The organism is Dysgonomonas sp. ZJ279, from assembly GCF_011039205.1.
Classification (GTDB): Bacteria; Bacteroidota; Bacteroidia; order Bacteroidales; family Dysgonomonadaceae; genus Dysgonomonas.
Genome location: NZ_JAAKEL010000024.1, coordinates 1 through 18489, shown reverse-complemented (window position 1 = coordinate 18489; position 18489 = coordinate 1). Strand labels below are relative to the sequence as shown.

General features: G+C 36.6%; 15 protein-coding genes. 11 read left to right on the top strand and 4 right to left on the bottom strand.

Going from position 1 to position 18489, the window contains the following annotated elements:
* Positions 1 to 176: 176 nt before the first annotated feature.
* The 3 genes from G7Y57_RS15860 to G7Y57_RS15850 all read right to left on the bottom strand — a co-directional run bounded on the left by G7Y57_RS15860 (position 177) and on the right by G7Y57_RS15850 (position 4191).
* Complete coding sequence (locus tag G7Y57_RS15860) at positions 177 to 578, bottom strand: 2-amino-4-hydroxy-6-hydroxymethyldihydropteridine diphosphokinase (protein WP_255491484.1); 402 nt, start codon at positions 576 to 578, stop codon at positions 177 to 179.
* Positions 579 to 640: 62 nt separating this feature from the next.
* Positions 641 to 1753 (bottom strand): glycoside hydrolase family protein, encoded by a 1113-nt coding sequence (locus tag G7Y57_RS15855; protein WP_221412143.1) that lies wholly within the window; start codon positions 1751 to 1753, stop codon positions 641 to 643.
* Between the two features lie 17 nt (positions 1754 to 1770).
* Complete coding sequence (locus G7Y57_RS15850) at positions 1771 to 4191, bottom strand: TonB-dependent receptor domain-containing protein (protein ID WP_165026367.1); 2421 nt, start codon at positions 4189 to 4191, stop codon at positions 1771 to 1773.
* Positions 4192 to 4487: 296 nt separating this feature from the next.
* Here G7Y57_RS15850 and kdsB point away from each other — a divergent pair, with 296 nt between their 5' ends.
* The gene (kdsB, locus tag G7Y57_RS15845) at positions 4488 to 5234 is read left to right on the top strand and encodes a 3-deoxy-manno-octulosonate cytidylyltransferase (RefSeq protein WP_165026364.1); all 747 of its coding nucleotides are present in this window, start codon (positions 4488 to 4490) and stop codon (positions 5232 to 5234) included.
* A 164-nt stretch (positions 5235 to 5398) separates the two neighbouring features.
* Complete coding sequence (locus G7Y57_RS15840; RefSeq protein WP_165026361.1) at positions 5399 to 9643, top strand: acyl-CoA dehydratase activase; 4245 nt, start codon at positions 5399 to 5401, stop codon at positions 9641 to 9643.
* A 77-nt stretch (positions 9644 to 9720) separates the two neighbouring features.
* On the opposite strand, the gene G7Y57_RS15835 is transcribed toward G7Y57_RS15840, so the two are convergent.
* Positions 9721 to 10680 (bottom strand): hypothetical protein, encoded by a 960-nt coding sequence (locus G7Y57_RS15835; RefSeq protein ID WP_165026359.1) that lies wholly within the window; start codon positions 10678 to 10680, stop codon positions 9721 to 9723.
* Between the two features lie 328 nt (positions 10681 to 11008).
* Between G7Y57_RS15835 and G7Y57_RS15830 the strand changes: the two genes are divergently transcribed.
* The 9 genes from G7Y57_RS15830 (at position 11009) to G7Y57_RS15790 (ending at position 18254) form a co-directional block, all read left to right on the top strand.
* Positions 11009 to 11560, top strand: a complete 552-nt coding sequence (locus G7Y57_RS15830) for a DUF1599 domain-containing protein (RefSeq protein ID WP_165026356.1) — start codon at positions 11009 to 11011, stop codon at positions 11558 to 11560.
* A 13-nt stretch (positions 11561 to 11573) separates the two neighbouring features.
* Positions 11574 to 12908, top strand: a complete 1335-nt coding sequence (locus tag G7Y57_RS15825; RefSeq protein ID WP_165026353.1) for a BT_3928 family protein — start codon at positions 11574 to 11576, stop codon at positions 12906 to 12908.
* A 28-nt stretch (positions 12909 to 12936) separates the two neighbouring features.
* A complete protein-coding gene (gene tpiA / locus G7Y57_RS15820) occupies positions 12937 to 13692 on the top strand; it encodes a triose-phosphate isomerase (RefSeq protein WP_165026350.1) in 756 nt (251 codons plus the stop codon).
* Between the two features lie 76 nt (positions 13693 to 13768).
* Positions 13769 to 14275 (top strand): SPOR domain-containing protein, encoded by a 507-nt coding sequence (locus tag G7Y57_RS15815; RefSeq protein ID WP_165026348.1) that lies wholly within the window; start codon positions 13769 to 13771, stop codon positions 14273 to 14275.
* 123 nt (positions 14276 to 14398) lie between these two features.
* Complete coding sequence (gene folE, locus G7Y57_RS15810; protein WP_165026345.1) at positions 14399 to 14962, top strand: GTP cyclohydrolase I FolE; 564 nt, start codon at positions 14399 to 14401, stop codon at positions 14960 to 14962.
* A 90-nt stretch (positions 14963 to 15052) separates the two neighbouring features.
* Positions 15053 to 15700 carry a TatD family hydrolase gene (locus G7Y57_RS15805; protein ID WP_165026342.1) on the top strand — a complete coding sequence of 216 codons (648 nt, stop codon included), beginning with the start codon at positions 15053 to 15055 and terminating at the stop codon, positions 15698 to 15700.
* A 43-nt stretch (positions 15701 to 15743) separates the two neighbouring features.
* On the top strand, positions 15744 to 16808 hold the full coding sequence (locus G7Y57_RS15800) for an asparaginase (RefSeq protein WP_165026339.1): 1065 nt from the start codon (positions 15744 to 15746) through the stop codon (positions 16806 to 16808).
* On the top strand, positions 16795 to 17274 hold the full coding sequence (locus G7Y57_RS15795; RefSeq protein ID WP_165026337.1) for a YkgJ family cysteine cluster protein: 480 nt from the start codon (positions 16795 to 16797) through the stop codon (positions 17272 to 17274). Before G7Y57_RS15800 ends, G7Y57_RS15795 begins: the two co-directional genes overlap by 14 nt.
* 8 nt (positions 17275 to 17282) lie before the next feature.
* A complete protein-coding gene (locus G7Y57_RS15790; protein WP_255491483.1) occupies positions 17283 to 18254 on the top strand; it encodes a phospholipase A in 972 nt (323 codons plus the stop codon).
* Positions 18255 to 18489: the final 235 nt, after the last annotated feature.

Below are 18489 nucleotides of genomic sequence, written 5' to 3'. Positions count from 1 at the left end.
TGTTTATTAAAATTAAATCAATATGATAAGAAAAAGTGTTTGAATGATTCCAAAGGTAACAACATTTTCTTTATAATTGCAAAATATATGTTAAATTTAATATTCTGTTATTTTATTTTAATAAGACGATTTGTTTTATTCTCTATTTGTGGATGGGTGCGGGTATGGGTCTGAATTTATAGATAAGTATTTAGTTCTGATATGATATTTTTTATATAATTGCGATTCATTTCTTCTGGTTTTAATATATCATTGTTCCATGTGATAAGATCAATATCTATTATGACCTTACCCTTTTTTTTATCATCGGGTGTTCTACCCATCTTAATTTCTAATGATTTTAATAAAGATGAAACTTCGTCCTTTGTTTTGTCGGTAGATACAACAGCCAACTGATTAATAAAATCAGTTTTATAGTTTGTTCCATAAGGTGCAGTTATGCACGTTTTAGAATAAATAATTTTACTAAATATTTCTTTTAGTAAAAGCTGGCAGGAGACTATAATAATCTCTTTATTTTCGTTAGACCCGATAGAAATAAGTGCTTTATTCATAACGGATGCAAATATACACCCCATTTTTGAAATAGGACTAATCTTGGTTTAATTCTTAGTGCTCTTATACTAATTTGTTTTCTGTTTTATTTCAGAGGAATAACCATATTCCAAGTTCGATCGAATTGCCACTGTTGAGAACCTTCACCGGTGGCAGCGAATAAATGAGTTGGTTTCCCATTCTCAATTAATAAAAACGGGCGTTCAAAATTTGCCTGAAGGGTAGTCTGTCCATTATCCCATCTTACTGTTCGCGAGTATGCTTTCACAGGAGACGACAGTTTCCAGTTTATCCCGTTTGCTGATGTGGCATGTACGCCACCACCTTCTTCTCCACAGATGTGACCGAAGCGGTCTTTCATTATCAGTTCGTAGCCTTTTCCATTATACCATACAAAAGGGTCTTCCACATCATTGTCGTTATTTGCAGCAGTGTCGAATCTAAATATCGGATTATCGGAAAGTCGTTTGTATTCGCCATACGGTTCCGATGCTTCTGCAACCCCTAGTAATAAAGGTGGTGCGGAATTTATAGGTGATGATTTATACATTAAAAGAATCTTTCCTGTTTTTGGATTCACCACGGGTGATGGATTTGTTGTTATGGTCGCATCCCATTTACCGGGGCGTGGTTCTATGACAGGACTATTATATCTATTCCATGGGCCATAGAGCGATTTAGACCATGCCACACCTATGCGCTTATTCATCCATGCTCGTTCAAACCAGCTGTCTTCCCATGCTACACCTGCTTCTGGTACAGGAAAGTCGTATGTAGTACCAAAGTAATAAATATAATATAATCCTTTATAGAATATCACTCTCGGATTATGCGTTACCAATCCATCGAAATATCCGGCACCTCTTACAGGTAAGGCTACATCGGCAAATGTATACGGACCTTCGGGGGTATCTGATACTGCATGAGCCACTTGCGAATTGGTAACCCATGCTTGAAACCCTAAATCTTTAGCCCATCGGTCGGCAAACATGTGGTATTTACCATCTTCTCCTTTGATGACTGATGAACCCCATACCCAATAATCGGACATTGAAAATCCGCCACCTACCGGAGCCGGAAGCAATTTGTCTATAAATGCTTCGTGCGGAATTCTGTTGTTTGCAGCTAATGATAGTACAGAGGGTGTTATAATGCCGCACATGGCAGCTTTCAGGAAATTACGACGAGATATAGGCATAATTATGATTTATAATATTAATGATTGGTTCCTTCAAAGAGATCACGGTTGTCCCGTGAATCAACTGATTTCTTTTTGAAGTTATTAAAAGTATAGCTGAGAGTAAGCATAATTACGGGATATTGAGGACGTATATGCGTAACGGATTCCAGATTGGCTGTTCTGATATCGCTCTTATACCGGGCTGTATTGAATACATCCCTGAAAGAAAGGGTTGACAATAATTTACGTTGAAATAGCTGTTGACGGATAGCAAAATTCATAAACCAAAAAGAGTCAGAGCGCCCTTGAGTGGTAACCGAAGGACCTACAAAATTTCCATCGAATTGGATACGTGTATTTTTATGCACATCAATTAAATTATTGATTGTAATATCGTAGTTCGTACTGGTTTCATTTTTGCCATCCAGTTTAAATTTATTTTCAACTTTATAGTAGTATATATTTCCATTGATATTGATATTCCATTTGTTTGTAGCTTTAAGTTGTCCGTTTAATTCGATCCCCATAGAGCGATCGTTGCCAACATTGGCCATCGAGTCTAAAGTTACACCGGCTGAGTAGGGCACACGCAGACGTTCTATTTTGTCCTTTCGGTATCGATAAAACAAGCTCGATGATATGATGTGTTCATTAATGTTCTTCTTATAATTGAGCTCGTACGAATGGATATATTCGGGACGAATATCAGGATTACCGATTTCAGCCGTATAATAGTCTCGGTATGTAATGTATGGCTCCATGTAAAATAGCTGAGGCCGCGTGGTGCGATACGAATATGAAAAAATCAGCTTATGATTATTAGGTAAGTTATACCCTAAATGTACAGAAGGGAATACTTCGAAGCGATTGACTGTTCGGTTCGAACCTTCTATCGAACTACGTAATACCTGATGGGTATGTTCGCCTCTTAAGCCAAGTTGAAGATCGAATGCTTTATAGCTGTCTGAACCCATCGCGTATATGGAATGAATGCCGCGTTGGAAATAGAACGTATTATAGATATCGTCTCTCCAATAAAATTCTTTTTTCTCAGGATCCCAGAATTGCATGCTATAATCTCCATCCTCCAGATAAGAGAAGTATTGATAGCCTCCCTCGAATTTTCCGGTTTTGCTATAAGGTAGAATATAATCGGCATTTGCCTGTACAGTCCATCTGTGTTCGTCTTCCCATGCCCTATGTCCTTGCAACCGTTCGTTGTTCTTATCAAATAAGTCGCTTTGGAAATATTCCAATGCATCACCTTCGTATCTTAGAAGAAAGCTCCCCGATAGCTTATGACCATCTTCATTGAATCTATGATCAAATCCGGCATTACCTTGATAATATGTTGCGTGTAGATCGTAATAATCTCTACTGTTGGCGTCACCTGTTTCAAATATATTACCATTCTCCGATCGTACCTCTGTATAATCAAGATTCCCTTTGCGGGTCTTTTTGTTATATCCTATTTCCAGATCAAGATTTAGAGCTGTTTTTGGTAGTGAGTAGATCCAGCCGTTTCTGATAAAAGTATTGTATGTTATACTTTTACGAGGTCCTTTAGAATGAGATATCGTTGTGATGCCATCTACAATTGTTGTTTTATCCTGATCGAAGTGGCTTTTGCGAATAGGCTCATTCCAGCTTCCCGATAGAGACCATTGGAGATTTTTATTTTGTTTGGCGAGCATGAAGTCCAGACCATTAGATAAAGCCGTGCTTCCAAATACATTTACCATACCATTAAATCCCTGCTGATAATTTTTCTTCGTAATAATATTGATAATACCGACATCGCCACCTGTATCGTGTCGAGCCGAAGGATTTGTAATTATTTCTATATTTTCTATCATCCCTGCCGGTATCTGTTGTAGTGCTTGTGTACCGGATAGCATACTTATTTTCCCATTGACAAATACAGCAAATCCACTACTACCCCGAAATGTTACTTCGCCCTCTGCATCTATTCTTATCGATGGCGTGTTTTCGAGTATATCGACTGCAGACCCTCCAGCTCCCATCAGATTAGCTGATGCATCAATAATTCTTTTGTCCAGTTTGTATATGACTTGTCTTTTATCTGCTTCTACTACAACTTCCGATAATTCGTTTTCCAGAGGTTTTAACTCTACAACACCAAGGTCTAATATTGTAATTGCAGGTGTTAATGTGACAGGTGTTTTAGTATATATATCATAACCAACTACTCTGATCATCAGTGTATATTCGCCATCTTCTATATCAGACAATATGAATTGGCCATTTTCTTCTGAATATGCGTGTGCAATAGCGGTTGTTTTCCCTTTCTTCGAGAGTACAACATCGGCAAATTCGATAGGGGTATTTTTCCCTGATTCTATTAATCGTCCTTTAATTCTGGGACCGGATGATGCTAGAATAGATAAACTGACAAATAGCATGGATAATAAAGATCCAATACGTGCTTTTTTCATAAATGGTAATAGGTCGTAGTTAACATTTCAATTCCTAAACGGAGAATTCTACGAAAGGAATATTCTATAAAGGTAATTATATTTTATAAAACAGAGCATCAAGGCAAAGGATATAAATAAAATTGATATGTATCGAATAAGAATATTCAGATTGAAATAAAGCTATCTATTCTCTTGTTTTTTCTGGTCTGCTAAATTATAAATTCAAAAAATGGATAGTAAATATACATTTGTGGTTATCTCTATTTTTCAAATAAGAGTTATCTTTGTTTTATCTTTTTAATTAGGTAATTGATATGAAATTTATAGTAATCATTCCGGCAAGATATGCTTCTACTCGTTTTCCGGGAAAGCCATTGGCTGACATGGCGGGTAAGCCTATGATACAACGTGTCTACGAACAGGTGAAGAAAGCAACAGATGAGGTTTGGGTCGCTACAGACGATATTCGCATATTTGATGCAGTAGAGGCATTTGGCGGAAAAGCGGTAATGACATCTACAGAGCATCGTAGTGGTACCGATCGTATATATGAAGCTTATGCCAAGGTAGGAGAGGGTTTCGATGTGGTTATCAATGTACAGGGTGATGAGCCTTTTATACAACCACAGCAAATAGAAAGCCTTAAAGCCTGTTTCGATAGTAAAGATGTCGAATTGGCTACATTAGTTAAGCCTTTCAAAAAAGAAGATGGGTTTGATGCTTTATTTAATCCTAATTCGCCAAAAGTAACAATCAATAGCAATAATGAGGCAATTTATTTCAGCCGTTCCATTATTCCTTATATAAGAGATGTACATCATACCGAATGGTTGGATAAGCATACGTTTTATAAACATATCGGGATGTATGCCTATCGTTCGGATGTGTTGAAAGAAATTACACAATTGCCACCTTCTTCCCTCGAAAAAGCAGAATCGTTGGAGCAACTGCGCTGGATAGAAGCTGGTTATCGTATACGTGTTGGGTATACTTATGAAGAAACAATTGGAATAGATACTCCTGATGATTTATTCAACGCTTTGAAATTCATGTTGTTGTAACTTTGTGAGTTGTTTCATTTAATCTTAATATCAATTTTATCTATGACTGATGCGGATTTATTCTAAGTTAATTTCGTAAATTTGCAGATTAAACTATATTAATAATATCAAAACTTTCTGTTCTTTAGTTATTTATACTAAGGACATGGGTTAAAACAGACTATATGCAGAATAAGATACAATATAAAATGGGAGTTGATGTCGGGTCGACAACTGTAAAAATTGTAGTTTTAGATAGCGATTTACAAATAATCTACAAAACCTATCGCAGACATCAAGCTAACATTCAGCAGACTCTAATAGACGGCCTGCGTGAGGTTATCGAACAATTTTCTGATGCTACTTTTGGTGTGAATATAACCGGTTCGGCTGGTATGGGTATCGGAGAACGTGTTGGTATATCTTTCGTTCAGGAAGTTGTAGCTGCCGTAGAAGTTGTGAAAAATGCCTATGCAGATACACATACACTTGTCGATTTAGGAGGAGAGGATGCTAAAATGGTATTCTTTGCCGAAGGCAGACATCCTGATATTCGTATGAATGGTAGTTGTGCCGGTGGTACAGGTGCTTTTATCGATCAGATGGCTAGTCTGATGAATATATCAATAAACGAATTGGGCGAAAAAGCCTTGACTTTTGACAAGATTTATCCAATAGCATCCCGCTGCGGTGTTTTTGCCAAAACAGATGTTCAGAATCTTATAAGCCGCAATATTCCTGTTTCAGATATATCGGCATCCATATTGCACGCAGTTGCTTTACAGTCGGTTACTACTTTGGCACGTGGCTGCGAAATTACGCCTAAGATATTATGCATCGGCGGACCGCTGACTTTTATCCCGGCGCTGCGTGATGCATTTAAAAATACACTGAAATTAGCTGATTCAGATTTCATTGTACCTCAAAACGGAGAATTCTTTCCGGCATGGGGTGCTGCTCTGTATAAAGATGAGGAAGCGAATGTTTTCGATCTAAACGACTTAATAGAACGTCTATCAGTTGTTACAACTTCAAATCAAGGTGATGCTCTTGATCCTTTATTTAAAGATGAATTAGATTATATAGAATGGAGTGCCAATCGTAAGATTAAGCAACTCAAATTTAAGGATCTGGGTGAAGAAAAGGAAATAAATTGTTTCCTCGGTATCGATTCGGGTTCTACTACAACCAAGATTGTGGTAATGGATGCAGATACAAACATTATCTACAAGTTTTATGGTAATAACGAAGGTAATCCTCTTAAGAAAGTAATAGAAGGGGTATCTCTATTTTATAAAGAAGCGGAAGAAAAGGGTGTAAAAGTAAAATTCCTTTCTTCGGCAGCAACAGGCTATGGCGAAGATTTAATAAAATCGGCATTAGGCTTAGATTATGGTATCGTTGAGACTATCGCCCATCTTTCGGGTGCACAATATGTAAACCCCAATGTTTCGTTTGTATTGGATATTGGCGGTCAGGATATCAAATCGATATTTATCAATAACGGACTTATCTCGAACATAGAATTGAATGAAGCTTGTTCGGCAGGATGCGGATCTTTCTTACAGAACTTTGCATCGATGCTGAATATGCCATTATCTGAATTTGTGCGTGCGGCTTGTTTAGCTAAATATCCAAGCGATCTGGGTTCTCGCTGTACAGTATTTATGAACTCGAAAGTTAAACAATCGCTTCGTGAAAATGCAGGGAACGACGATATTGCGGCGGGATTAGCTTATTCGGTAGTTAAAAACTGCCTGTTCAAAGTACTTAAGATTTCTAATCTGAATATGTTAGGCGATCATATTGTTGTTCAAGGTGGTACTTTCCGCAACGATGCTGTGTATCGTGCTTTGGAAATGCTATCGGGAAAGACGGTAAGTTCGACAGATCATCCTGAGTTGATGGGTGCCGTAGGTGCTGCTCTTTATGGTCAGCGACTATGGGATAAGAAGCAAAACGAATCGTCATTTTTAGGAAAAGAGGCTTTGTTTGATGTTGCTACTATCAATAGCAGAGAGTTGACGTGTAAAGGCTGTACAAATGTTTGTTCGGTACTACGCTTCAAATTTGATAATGGGAATATCTGTTACGCCGGAAATAAATGCGAAAAGATTTTCTTCAACAAGAATATTGCACGTAAAGAAGGTTATAATGCTTTTGACAAGAAGAACGACATCTTATTCGATCGTCCTGTAAAAGCTGAAAATATAGAGCGAGGGCGTACTATTGGTATCCCTCGTGTGTTAAACATGTTCGACAATTACCCTTTCTGGCATACATTATTGTCAGAATGTGGTTACAATGTACGTTTGTCGCCCGAATCTACTTTTCCTCTTTATCAAAAAGGAGTAGGAGGGGTAATGTCGGACAATATCTGTTTCCCTGCTAAGTTGGTGCATGGGCATGTTCTGGCATTGATAGAACAAAAGGTAGATCGGATATTCTATCCGCTTGTGCCGAAAGAAGAGAATGAATTCGGTGGAGCTTCCAACTCGTTTAACTGCCCTGTAGTGAGTGGCTATCCCGATGTTATAAAAAGCTCGATCGATCCTCAGACAAAATATGATATAGCGTTTGATAATCCTGTTATTAATTTTAGTAGTGATAAGGCTTTATATAAAGGCTGTTTTAATTATATATCTGAATTAGGGGTCTCTAAATCGGTGTTCGATGCTGCTTACAAAAAGGCAGTCGTAGTGAAAGATGGGTTGAAACAGGAATTGCTAAGTTACCAACAAGAGTTATTAGATAAAGCCGTAGAGAGTGGCGAACTGGTATTTGTTGTGGCCGGACGTCCTTATCATGCAGACCCATTGATTCACCAAAAGGTAGGACAGATTTTATCCGATCTGGGTGTAATTGTATTGACTGATGATGTATTCCGCAAACCTGAGAGTAAGGGTTTCGGCAAACTGAACATCGTATCGCAATGGTCGTACCCCAACCGTGTAGTACAAGCTGCGATGGAAGTTGCTAAACTCCCTCAAAATGTACAACTGGTACAACTAAACTCATTCGGTTGTGGTCCCGACTCATTCTTTATGGACGAAACACGTGATATACTGAAAGCGGTAGGCAAAAATATTACAGTTCTTCGTATCGATGAGATTGCAAGTCCGGGTTCCATACGTTTGCGTCTTCGCTCGTTGGTAGAATCGCTCAATGCTACGAAATTTACATCGCAAATAGCTTCGGCTTCTTACGAAGCATATACTGTTCCTTATAAGAAATCAGACAAGTGTAAAACGATTCTGATTCCTTGGTTGGCTGACTTTTTATCACCATTTGCACCTGCATTGGGAGATTTACTTGGGTTGAAAGTTCAGAATTTACCAAAATCGAATAAAATATCTGCCGATTTGGGTCTGATGTATGGTAATAACGAAGTTTGCTACCCATCCACACTCATATTAGGCGATATAATAAATACGCTTCAATCGGGGCAGTACGATGTCAAAGATGTAGTACTGGCTATTACACAAACGGGCGGACAATGCCGTGCGACAAATTACATTGCTCAGATTAAATCAGGATTGTTTAATGCCGGATTTAATGACATACCTGTCATTGCTCTAAGTGCCGGAGAGACATATCAGAATGGAGAGAGTGAATTTTTCTTCGATTGGAAAAAGATTGCTAAAATCGCTATTCCTTTGGTTCTCTATGGCGATGGCTTACAGCAAATGCACGGTGCTATTTCGGTAAGAGAAAAGAAAGAAGGTTCGTCGCTGGGCGTATTCGATTTTTATATTGAGCGGGGTATCGATGCTGTAAGGGCAAATAATCCCAAAACATTGATGCGCCTGTTGAAAGAGGCTGTCGCCGACTTTAATAGTGTGCCTATCTTTGATAAAATATATTCTAAGGTTGGGCTTATAGGCGAGATATTTGTGAAGTATAACAATTATGCTCAATCGAATATAACCGAGTGGCTTCGATCGAAAGATGTAGAAGTATCTACTCCTCCCTTGTTGGATTTCCTGCTTCAATTCTTTGTCAATAGCAAGGTGAATGCAAAAATAGGATTGGAAGAACCTACTATTTTTGAGAAATCATTGAAACCGCTTATCTGGATGTATATAAATAGTAAAGTGAAGAAGTCGGAAAAAATTCTGAAGGATTTTAAATTCTATGAGGCATCCGAATCTATTTACTCTAAAGCAGAAGCGGCGGCAGAAGTCTTGAATTTATCTAACCAGTTTGGTGAAGGATGGCTCATACCCGGCGAGATAGCCCATTATGCGCGTAAAGGTGTGAATAAAGTGGTGTGTCTTCAACCGTTTGGCTGTATTGCCAATCACATTGTGGCTAAAGGAGTGGAAAAACGGATCAAAGAAATCTATCCGAATATGAATATCTTGTATCTCGATATAGATGGTGGTATTGCAGAGGTTAATTTACAAAACCGTTTGCATTTTATGATATAAAAGATTCTTATATATTGAATAAAAAAAGCGAGCTAATCTTATTTAGCTCGCTTTTTTATTATTAAACTTTCCGTTTATTATTCTGCAAATGGAATTTCAACAGTTTCAAGTTTTGCAACAGACATTCCGAAAGATTGATTTTGGTTTTTCTCACTACCAATTTCACCTTTAAATATAGTGTGTGTTGATCCTTCAATATCTCCGGTATAAATTGTTTTCATACCTAACATATTGCCATACATTGGGGCATCCATATACCATAAAACGATTGTAGCATCACTGGTTTGGCATATAGGTAAGTTCACAAATCCGGTGTTGGCTCTGAAATCGGCTACAGGTATAATTAGATCAAGACCGTAAGGATGGTGGTTATTATATGATTTTCTTGTTTTCAGATAAAATCCAGATGTCAATGGTGTTACCGAGAGCATGACATGAGTAGTTCCTGTAGGAAGATAACATTTAGCGGCATCCGTAACGTTAATATCTATCAAAGACCACATCGGTTTCAATACTATATCCACAGATATATTTGCTCCCGAATTGCTATCTATTGTGCATCCGATTGTTTCGAAAAAGATATTTGTATTATTTCTTAGTCCTGTTATACTACTATTATTATCACAATAGTCTGTGTTGAAATTTGAAGGAACTATGTGTGTATGATACGAAAGAGGTTGTCCAAGTACAGGCACATACGGTGCAGATAATACTGCTATGTTATATGTTCCGGCAGGCAGTTCTTCTGTTATTGTAATTCTGTTATTGTCAATATCTTCAGGGAGTATTCTTTGGCTTGTTAAAACACTGCCATCTGCTTTGTAGATAATATATTGGCAATAATTAGTAGTTGGGATAGTCTCACTGCCTGGATCAATAGATTTAAGAGGTGTCGATTCGGCTTTGAAACCTGAAATATTCAAGGTAACAGGGTAGCTTTTTTGATTTCCACCGCCGGGAACTAATTCATCTTCAGAATTACTGCTACATGATAAAAGCATTACTGCAGAAAAAAGAGAAAAAAATAGTTTTTTCATAAGTAGTTTTGTTTTTGTTAATAAAATAATTGTCTATATAGTTCACAAAAGTACTGTTTTTGTGTTTAAATTAATTAATTAATGTTTAAATTAAAGATTAATTAACAATTAAATTGTGTTTATGTCTATTTCAAATGTAATTTATTGATTAATCACTTGATTGAGTAATGATATTATTATAATTTATCCTTCTGGGTGTGTAGATTTTGCGAAAGGTATTATCTAAGGTCTTTAGGTTTCATATTTTACTTAGTATATCAATCGATTAAACAATTGGCATATTATTTTTTTTCCTACCTTTGTATTTCAAAAATAGAGATACTTAGTTATGTTAGATACAAAGCAACAATTTGAACATGTAATCGGCATTTGTCGCAGCCTTTTTGCGAAAAAACTAAAAGACTACGGTGCATCGTGGCGTATACTTCGTCCACAATCTGTTACAGATCAGATTCTGATAAAAGCTAAGCGTATAAGAAGTATCGAAGAAAAAGGAGTTAGTCTTATAGACGAGGGTATTATGCCCGAATTTATAGCTATCGTCAATTATGGTATCATTGGACTGATACAATTAGAATTAGGCTTTTCGGATACAGTAGATCTTAATGAAGAGCAAGTGCTTACTTTATATGATAAGCACATGACGCAAACTAAAGAATTGATGTTTGCTAAGAATCATGACTATGATGAGGCATGGCGTTCGATGCGTGTTAGCTCATATACAGATCTTATTCTAACAAAAATTTATCGTACAAAACAGATAGAAGAGAATAATGGGCATACTATCGTATCAGAAGGTGTTGATGCCAACTATATGGATATGATTAATTATTCACTATTTGGGCTTATTAAGCTTGAGTATCCCGACACTAAGGATTAACAGAATTATGTCTATGAGTAAAAAAGATATTGTAACAAAAGTCCTTGTAGAGGTTTCCCGCATTATAATTGGGGTTACATTCATTTTCTCCGGGTTTGTTAAAGCTGTAGACCCATTTGGTACAGCTTATAAAATAGAGGACTACTTGTCTTCATTCCATCTTTCTTCACTTTCATTTCTGGCATTACCCACATCTGCTTTTCTTTGCGCATTCGAATTTGCGATGGGAGCTTTTATGCTATTTGGTATTTATCGTCGTTGGAATTCGCGCTTGGTACTACTCACTATGTGCTTTATGACTCCACTTACTCTCTATTTGGCTATTGCTAATCCCGTAGAAGATTGTGGCTGTTTTGGAGATGCATTGATAATAACGAACTGGCAAACGTTCTTTAAGAATATAGTACTTCTGGCATGTGCTATATTTATAATATTTCATCGTGAGCGAATATCTAATTTTTTTACGGGTAAAACTTATTGGCTGGCTTTCTTATACATCCTTATTTTTATAAGCATATTTGTTTTCCGTAACTATTTATTCGACCCTATATTTGATTTTCGACCATACAAGATTGGCGCAAATATACCCGAACTGATGAGCGTTGATGAGGGTAAGGGTCACCAGGAAGAAATGATTTTGGTATATGCTAAAAATGGCGTGGAGGAAAAGTTTACTGACCAAAATGCTCCATGGAAAGATAGTACATGGACATATGTGAGGCTGGAGACGAAACTTATTTCGGAAGGCGAAATTCCGTTAATAAAAGACTTTACAATAAGTAGATTGTTTTTTAATCAGGGTAAAACAGAATTGGTAGACCAGTCGGATATAACAGCTGATGTGTTATCTGATAGTGACTATGTTTTTCTCATGATCTCTCCTTCCCTGACAGAAATGAATGAATCTTACCTTAGTAATTTTGAGGATGTAGAGAATTACGCCCACGATCATCAGTACAAATTTTACTGTCTAACGGCATCCGGTCCTGATGATATTATGATTTGGGCGAAGACAAACGTTATAGATTTTAATTTCTGTAATACAGACGAACGAACTCTGAAGACTATAATACGTTCTAATCCGGGATTGCTTTTATTGAAGAATGGCGTAATCATAAATAAATGGGCAGATATAAATGTTCCTGCCGAAGAAGATTTGACTGCACCTATAGATCAATTGTCCTATGGTCAGCCAATAAATACTAAAAATGAAGATAAAAAGAATTGGATTTATATAAGTGCCCTATTTGTATTACCTTTGTTGGGACTAAAGGGTATGGATCTGCTATTTTTCAGAAGAAGAAAAGAAAAAGAAGTGGATGAATCGCATGAAGATGAAATTAATTAATTTTTTACAATAAAATAATATTAAAATTATGAGAAAGAATATCGTTGCAGGAAACTGGAAAATGAATAAAAACCTTCAAGAAGGTGTTGCTTTTGCTAAAGATTTACAAGCTGCTCTAGCTGGAAAAACTATCAATTGCGATGTTGTTATCAGTACTCCTTTTATTCATTTGGCTAGCGTAGCTTCTGCTATTGATACTACAAAAATCGGTATTGCAGCTCAAAACTGTGCAGACAAAGCATCGGGTGCATATACAGGCGAAACATCGGCTGCTATGATTGCTTCTACAGGAGCTAAATATGTAATACTAGGCCATTCTGAACGTCGTGCTTATTATGGTGAGACAGATGCTATTTTGAAAGAAAAAGTTTTATTGGCTCTTGCAAATGGTCTTACTCCAATTTTTTGTATTGGCGAAACTAAAGAAGAAAGAGAAAGCAATGTACACTTCGATGTTGTTAAAAAACAAATCGTAGCAGCATTATTCGATCTTTCAGCCGATGAGTTTTCTAAAATCGTAATCGCATACGAACCTGTTTGGGCTATTGGTACCGGTTTAACAGCTACATCTGCTCAAGCACAAGAAATTCATGCATATATCCGTAAAACTATAGCTGATAAATACAGCCAGGAAGTTGCAGATAATACATCTATCCTTTATGGTGGTAGCGCTAATGGTGGTAATGCTAAAGAACTATTCAGCTGTCCTGATATCGATGGTGGATTGATTGGTGGCGCTTCTCTCGAAGTTGACAAATTTATCCCTGTTATTGAAGGATTCTAATTAAAAATATCAGATATTAATGTTGCGGGTATTTAATACATACCCGCTACGTTTTTATTATTTAGAGATAAATAACATGAAAAAAAATCTTTATATTTTCTTCGCCCTTTTCTTCTTATCGGGAATAGTTTTGGCTCAGAATGGTCAAAAAACTATTATTGATGATTTGAATACATCTAAGAGTGGACAAGGGAATGTTAAAGTATTACAGGATGAATCTATTCAGAAGTTAGTTGGCGTACATCATATTGCTATTGCCAGCACAAGTTCTGACAATAGCGGTAGCTTAGGTTCGTCTACAAACTTCGTGAGAGTCAGAGGTTTTAAAATTCAGGCTTATTCAGGTAACAACCAGAAGAGATCGAAGCAAGAGGCTGAATCAAAACAGGCTCAGATAAGAGCTGCTTATCCAGAACTGGAAACTGTAATTACATATAATGCTCCTGTTTGGCGTCTCCGTGTGGGGAATTTTCTAAGCAGAGAGGATGCGGAAGCAACTCTTAGCGAGATGAAAAAAACACTTCCATCTCTTGGACGCGAGTTATATGTAGTTCAGGATGTTGTAAAACGGCCCACAGAATAATCACAAAATTATTAGGATAGATTAAGTAAAGTACTTAATACGACTTTCCTGCTTTCAATCGTTTATTACGATATTGACTAGGAAAAGTAATAAATAGGTCTCCGACCTCAATAATCTTCATAAATGCAAGAAGAAAAAAATATAGACTTACTGGCGGTACATTATAAAAAAATCATAGATCTTTTAGGCGAAGATGCCAATCGTGAAGGTTTATTGGATACTCCGGTAAGAGTTGCAAAAGCAATGCAGTTTTTGACAAAAGGCTATAATGAAAGTCCTGAGGATATTTTGAGAAAAGCCTTATTCAAAGAAGACTATAGCCAGATGGTTATAGTAAAAGATATAGATTTCTACTCACTGTGCGAACATCATATGCTTCCGTTTTGGGGTAAGGCGCATATAGCTTACATTCCTAATGGTTATATAACAGGTTTGAGTAAAATTCCACGAGTAGTAGATGTTTTTGCCCGTCGTTTACAAGTGCAGGAACGTCTTACTTTGCAAATAAAAGAGTGTATACAAAATACCCTAAACCCTTTAGGAGTGATGGTTGTCATAGAAGCTCAGCATATGTGTATGCAGATGCGTGGTGTAGAAAAACAAAATTCAACAACTACAACATCCGATTTTACAGGTGTTTTTAATCAGGCTAAAACAAGAGAAGAATTTATTAATCTTATCCGATAATATTAAAGGCAAAATCGAGTTTTAGTTGAAACGAGGTGTCCGGATAAAGAGGTTTCCTCGTTTTTTGGTTTAATAAAAATTGCAATTGGGATGGAATTATTCGATGTACATACACATAAAAAGCCTTTAGCTGTAGCCAACGGCTATGAGATTAGGTATATATTGAATATATATCCAGAAGATTTCAAGAATGCAGAGAAGGATGTAGATAGTCTTTTTTCTTGTGGTGTACACCCCTGGTATTCTTTGAATACTGAATCTGATTTGCAACTTTTGACTGAAATTGCACAAGATAAGCGAGTCATTGCTATTGGTGAGGCTGGTTTAGATAAATTGCAAGGGCCAGATTTAGTTATTCAGACGGATGTGTTCCGTAGACAAATAGAGTTAGCTATGCGAACACATAAGCCCATAATAATACATTGCGTAAAAGCTTGGGACGAGTTAATTGCATTATATAAAGAATATACAACAACTATTCCTTGGATTATTCATGGGTATAGAGGAAAACCTGAGCAAGCTAAGCAATTGGCGGCTTTGGGATTTAAACTGTCGGTAGGAGAGATGTGTAGTGACGAAACAATAAAGAGTATCCCTTCTGATTCTCTATTCTGTGAGACAGATACATCAGTAATTTCTATATACGGAGTCTATCAAAGGGTAGCAGAAGTTTTGAATATAACTGTTGACAAATTGTCAACAATAATAGCGCATAATGTAAAATGCACTTTTAGGTAAAGTATATTTTATTAATTTTACGTGTTGTAAATAGAGATAAGACATGATTGATGCAAATGCACATATTTTATTGATCTATACAGGGGGGACAATCGGGATGGTTGAGAATCCGGGGACAGGCTCGCTTGAGTCCTTCGATTTCGATCACCTAAATAGTAACTTGCCTGAACTACAGAGATTTAAATTTCAGGTAGATCATATTGTTTTTTCTCCTGCAATAGACTCTTCGGAGATAACACCCGATCATTGGCGCAAGATGGTGAGAATCATTGAAGACAAATATGACGATTATGATGGATTTGTAATTCTCCATGGTACAGACACTATGTCGTATACCGCTTCTGCCCTAAGTTTTATGATAGAGAATCTGTCTAAACCTATTGTGTTAACAGGAGCCCAATTACCTATTGGTAAACTTCGTACGGATGCAAAAGAAAATTTAATAACAGCTCTTGAAATTGCTGCAGATAAAGATGCGATAGGTAATCCGATTGTGCCTGAGGTTTGCATATTCTTTCAGAACGATTTAATTAGAGGCAACAGATCGACCAAAGTAAATGCAGATAACTTTAACGCTTTTAAGTCATACAATTATCCTAATTTAGGGAAATCAGGAATTCAGATCAGATATGATCGTAAAGTCATATTGCAACCTAATTACGAAAAGAAAGTATATTTCCACTATCGTTTAGATGGGCGTATTGCAATACTGAAATTATTCCCCGGAATTGATCGCCAGACTGTCGAAACAATTTTAAATATTAAAGGAATAAAAGCCGTTATAATCGAGACTTACGGTTCCGGAAACGCTCCTTTATCAGCATGGTTTCTCGATTTGATACGGGAGACCGTAAAGCGAGGAGTAATTATTTTAAATATTACCCAATGTGAAATCGGCTGTGTTGATATGCAAATCTACGAAACCGGACAAGAATTATTGCGTGCTGGTGTTATCAGCGGTTATGACTCCACAATAGAGGCGGCCATAACAAAATTGATGTTCCTTATTGGTCATCACTACGGAAAAGAAGAAATCAAGGTAAGAATGAGAGTGCCTTTAGCAGGCGAAATAACCCGACCGGAAGATAGAGCGAATGAAAAAATATGATAATCTGCAAATATTAGCAGAGAAATCCAAGCCTGATTTTTTGCTTTTTTATAAAAAGAACAAAAAACGATTGGATAAAATGGATAATGTTGTCCATCAATTACATGATGAGGTATCATCTGCAATTGACTGTCTTTCATGTGCCAATTGTTGTAAATCGTTGGGTCCCGCTATTTACGATAAAGATATCGATCGTATAGCAAAAGCTTTGAGAATAAAACCTTCTGATGTTGTATCATCTTATTTGAGAATAGATGAAGATGGAGATTATGTTTTTAAAACTATGCCTTGTCCATTTTTAATGCCGGACAATTATTGTTCGATATATGAATCTCGACCAAAGGCTTGTCGGGAATATCCTCATACCGACAGGAAAAAGTTTAGCCAGATATATAAGCTAACAGTAAAAAATACGTCAACATGCCCCATCGCTTTCGAAGTGTTGACACAGCTAATAAGTAAGTAAAATAAATAATGAAAAAAGTATTTTTTTTGTTGATGCTATCAGTAGCAGTGAGCAATATTCTTTACTCTCAAGATAGTTTAAAATGTCATTTTGATTCTATTTCTCCATATAGACATAGCGAGGATTCTATTTCGCATTTATATTGTAATAAAGATTCCATTAAGCCCTCTTTTATACAGCATGGAACACAAGTGCTTGTTAGTTCCATTTTTGGTGAATCGAGAAAACTGAACAATGCAGATAGTATCATTAATCAATTGGACGCAATGCCATCTTTTGGTATATATAAAGATAACTATATAGTCGTGGGGACAGAACTGTTTCAGAAACCTACGGAATACAATTCAGATGCTAAATTTCAAGTTAGTATCCGACATCGATTAACGAATAGTACATTACCATTTAAGACTTATTTCTTTCTGACTTACACACAAAAGGCTTTTTGGGGTGTTTTTCAGGAATCATTCCCCTTTCAGGATCTTAATTTTAATCCTTCGCTTGGTTTGGGTAAAGCCCTTGTGTATAATAACAGGCTTTTAGGCCTTCTCTCTTTCCAATTCGAACATGAATCGAATGGGAAAGATGGTCTTGATTCTCGAAGCTGGAATAAAGTGACATTTGGAGCAACCTTCAATTTGGATGATCGCTGGACATTTCATTCTAAAGCATGGGTACCTATCGTAGACAGTGAAAATAATAAAGATATCGTTCATTATGCCGGATGGGGTCAAATGGGAATGGAATATTCGAGCGCTAAAAAGAAATATAATGCGAGCTGTGTTGTTGTAAAACGTGGGGGTGCCAATTTAAATGCCAATATTATACTCAATTTTTCGATTAGATTATTTAGTGATGATAATCAATACCTCTTCCTTGAGTATTATGATGGGTATGGTGAGTCTTTGTTATTTTACAATGAGTACCGACAAAGAATCCGTTTAGGTATCGTTATCAGACCTGATTTTCTTAATATGTATTGATTTCTGTATTTCCCAACACCTTTCATACTAGGTATTTAGATATTCTCCTCAAAAAAAATTCAAAATAAGTCATAAAAACATTTGGAGCATAACAAATAGTTTTCTACTTTTGCACCCGCTTCACCGCTGAACGCAGCGCCTGAAGTTGATAAAAAAAGAAGCGATCTTTGACTAAATGATAACAATAAACAATAAAAAGTAGTACAAGGGAATTATGTATTGATTCGTTCAATAC

What these genes read in the sequence shown, in the direction of transcription:
- G7Y57_RS15860 (WP_255491484.1), bottom strand. Translation starts at nt 578, where the DNA reads ATGGGGTGTATATTTGCATCCGTTATGAATAAAGCACTTATTTCTATC.
- G7Y57_RS15855 (WP_221412143.1), bottom strand. Translation starts at nt 1,753, where the DNA reads ATGCCTATATCTCGTCGTAATTTCCTGAAAGCTGCCATGTGCGGCATT.
- G7Y57_RS15850 (WP_165026367.1), bottom strand. Translation starts at nt 4,191, where the DNA reads ATGAAAAAAGCACGTATTGGATCTTTATTATCCATGCTATTTGTCAGT.
- kdsB (WP_165026364.1), top strand. Translation starts at nt 4,488, where the DNA reads ATGAAATTTATAGTAATCATTCCGGCAAGATATGCTTCTACTCGTTTT.
- G7Y57_RS15840 (WP_165026361.1), top strand. Translation starts at nt 5,399, where the DNA reads ATGCAGAATAAGATACAATATAAAATGGGAGTTGATGTCGGGTCGACA.
- G7Y57_RS15835 (WP_165026359.1), bottom strand. Translation starts at nt 10,680, where the DNA reads ATGAAAAAACTATTTTTTTCTCTTTTTTCTGCAGTAATGCTTTTATCA.
- G7Y57_RS15830 (WP_165026356.1), top strand. Translation starts at nt 11,009, where the DNA reads ATGTTAGATACAAAGCAACAATTTGAACATGTAATCGGCATTTGTCGC.
- G7Y57_RS15825 (WP_165026353.1), top strand. Translation starts at nt 11,574, where the DNA reads ATGAGTAAAAAAGATATTGTAACAAAAGTCCTTGTAGAGGTTTCCCGC.
- tpiA (WP_165026350.1), top strand. Translation starts at nt 12,937, where the DNA reads ATGAGAAAGAATATCGTTGCAGGAAACTGGAAAATGAATAAAAACCTT.
- G7Y57_RS15815 (WP_165026348.1), top strand. Translation starts at nt 13,769, where the DNA reads ATGAAAAAAAATCTTTATATTTTCTTCGCCCTTTTCTTCTTATCGGGA.
- folE (WP_165026345.1), top strand. Translation starts at nt 14,399, where the DNA reads ATGCAAGAAGAAAAAAATATAGACTTACTGGCGGTACATTATAAAAAA.
- G7Y57_RS15805 (WP_165026342.1), top strand. Translation starts at nt 15,053, where the DNA reads ATGGAATTATTCGATGTACATACACATAAAAAGCCTTTAGCTGTAGCC.
- G7Y57_RS15800 (WP_165026339.1), top strand. Translation starts at nt 15,744, where the DNA reads ATGATTGATGCAAATGCACATATTTTATTGATCTATACAGGGGGGACA.
- G7Y57_RS15795 (WP_165026337.1), top strand. Translation starts at nt 16,795, where the DNA reads ATGAAAAAATATGATAATCTGCAAATATTAGCAGAGAAATCCAAGCCT.
- G7Y57_RS15790 (WP_255491483.1), top strand. Translation starts at nt 17,283, where the DNA reads ATGAAAAAAGTATTTTTTTTGTTGATGCTATCAGTAGCAGTGAGCAAT.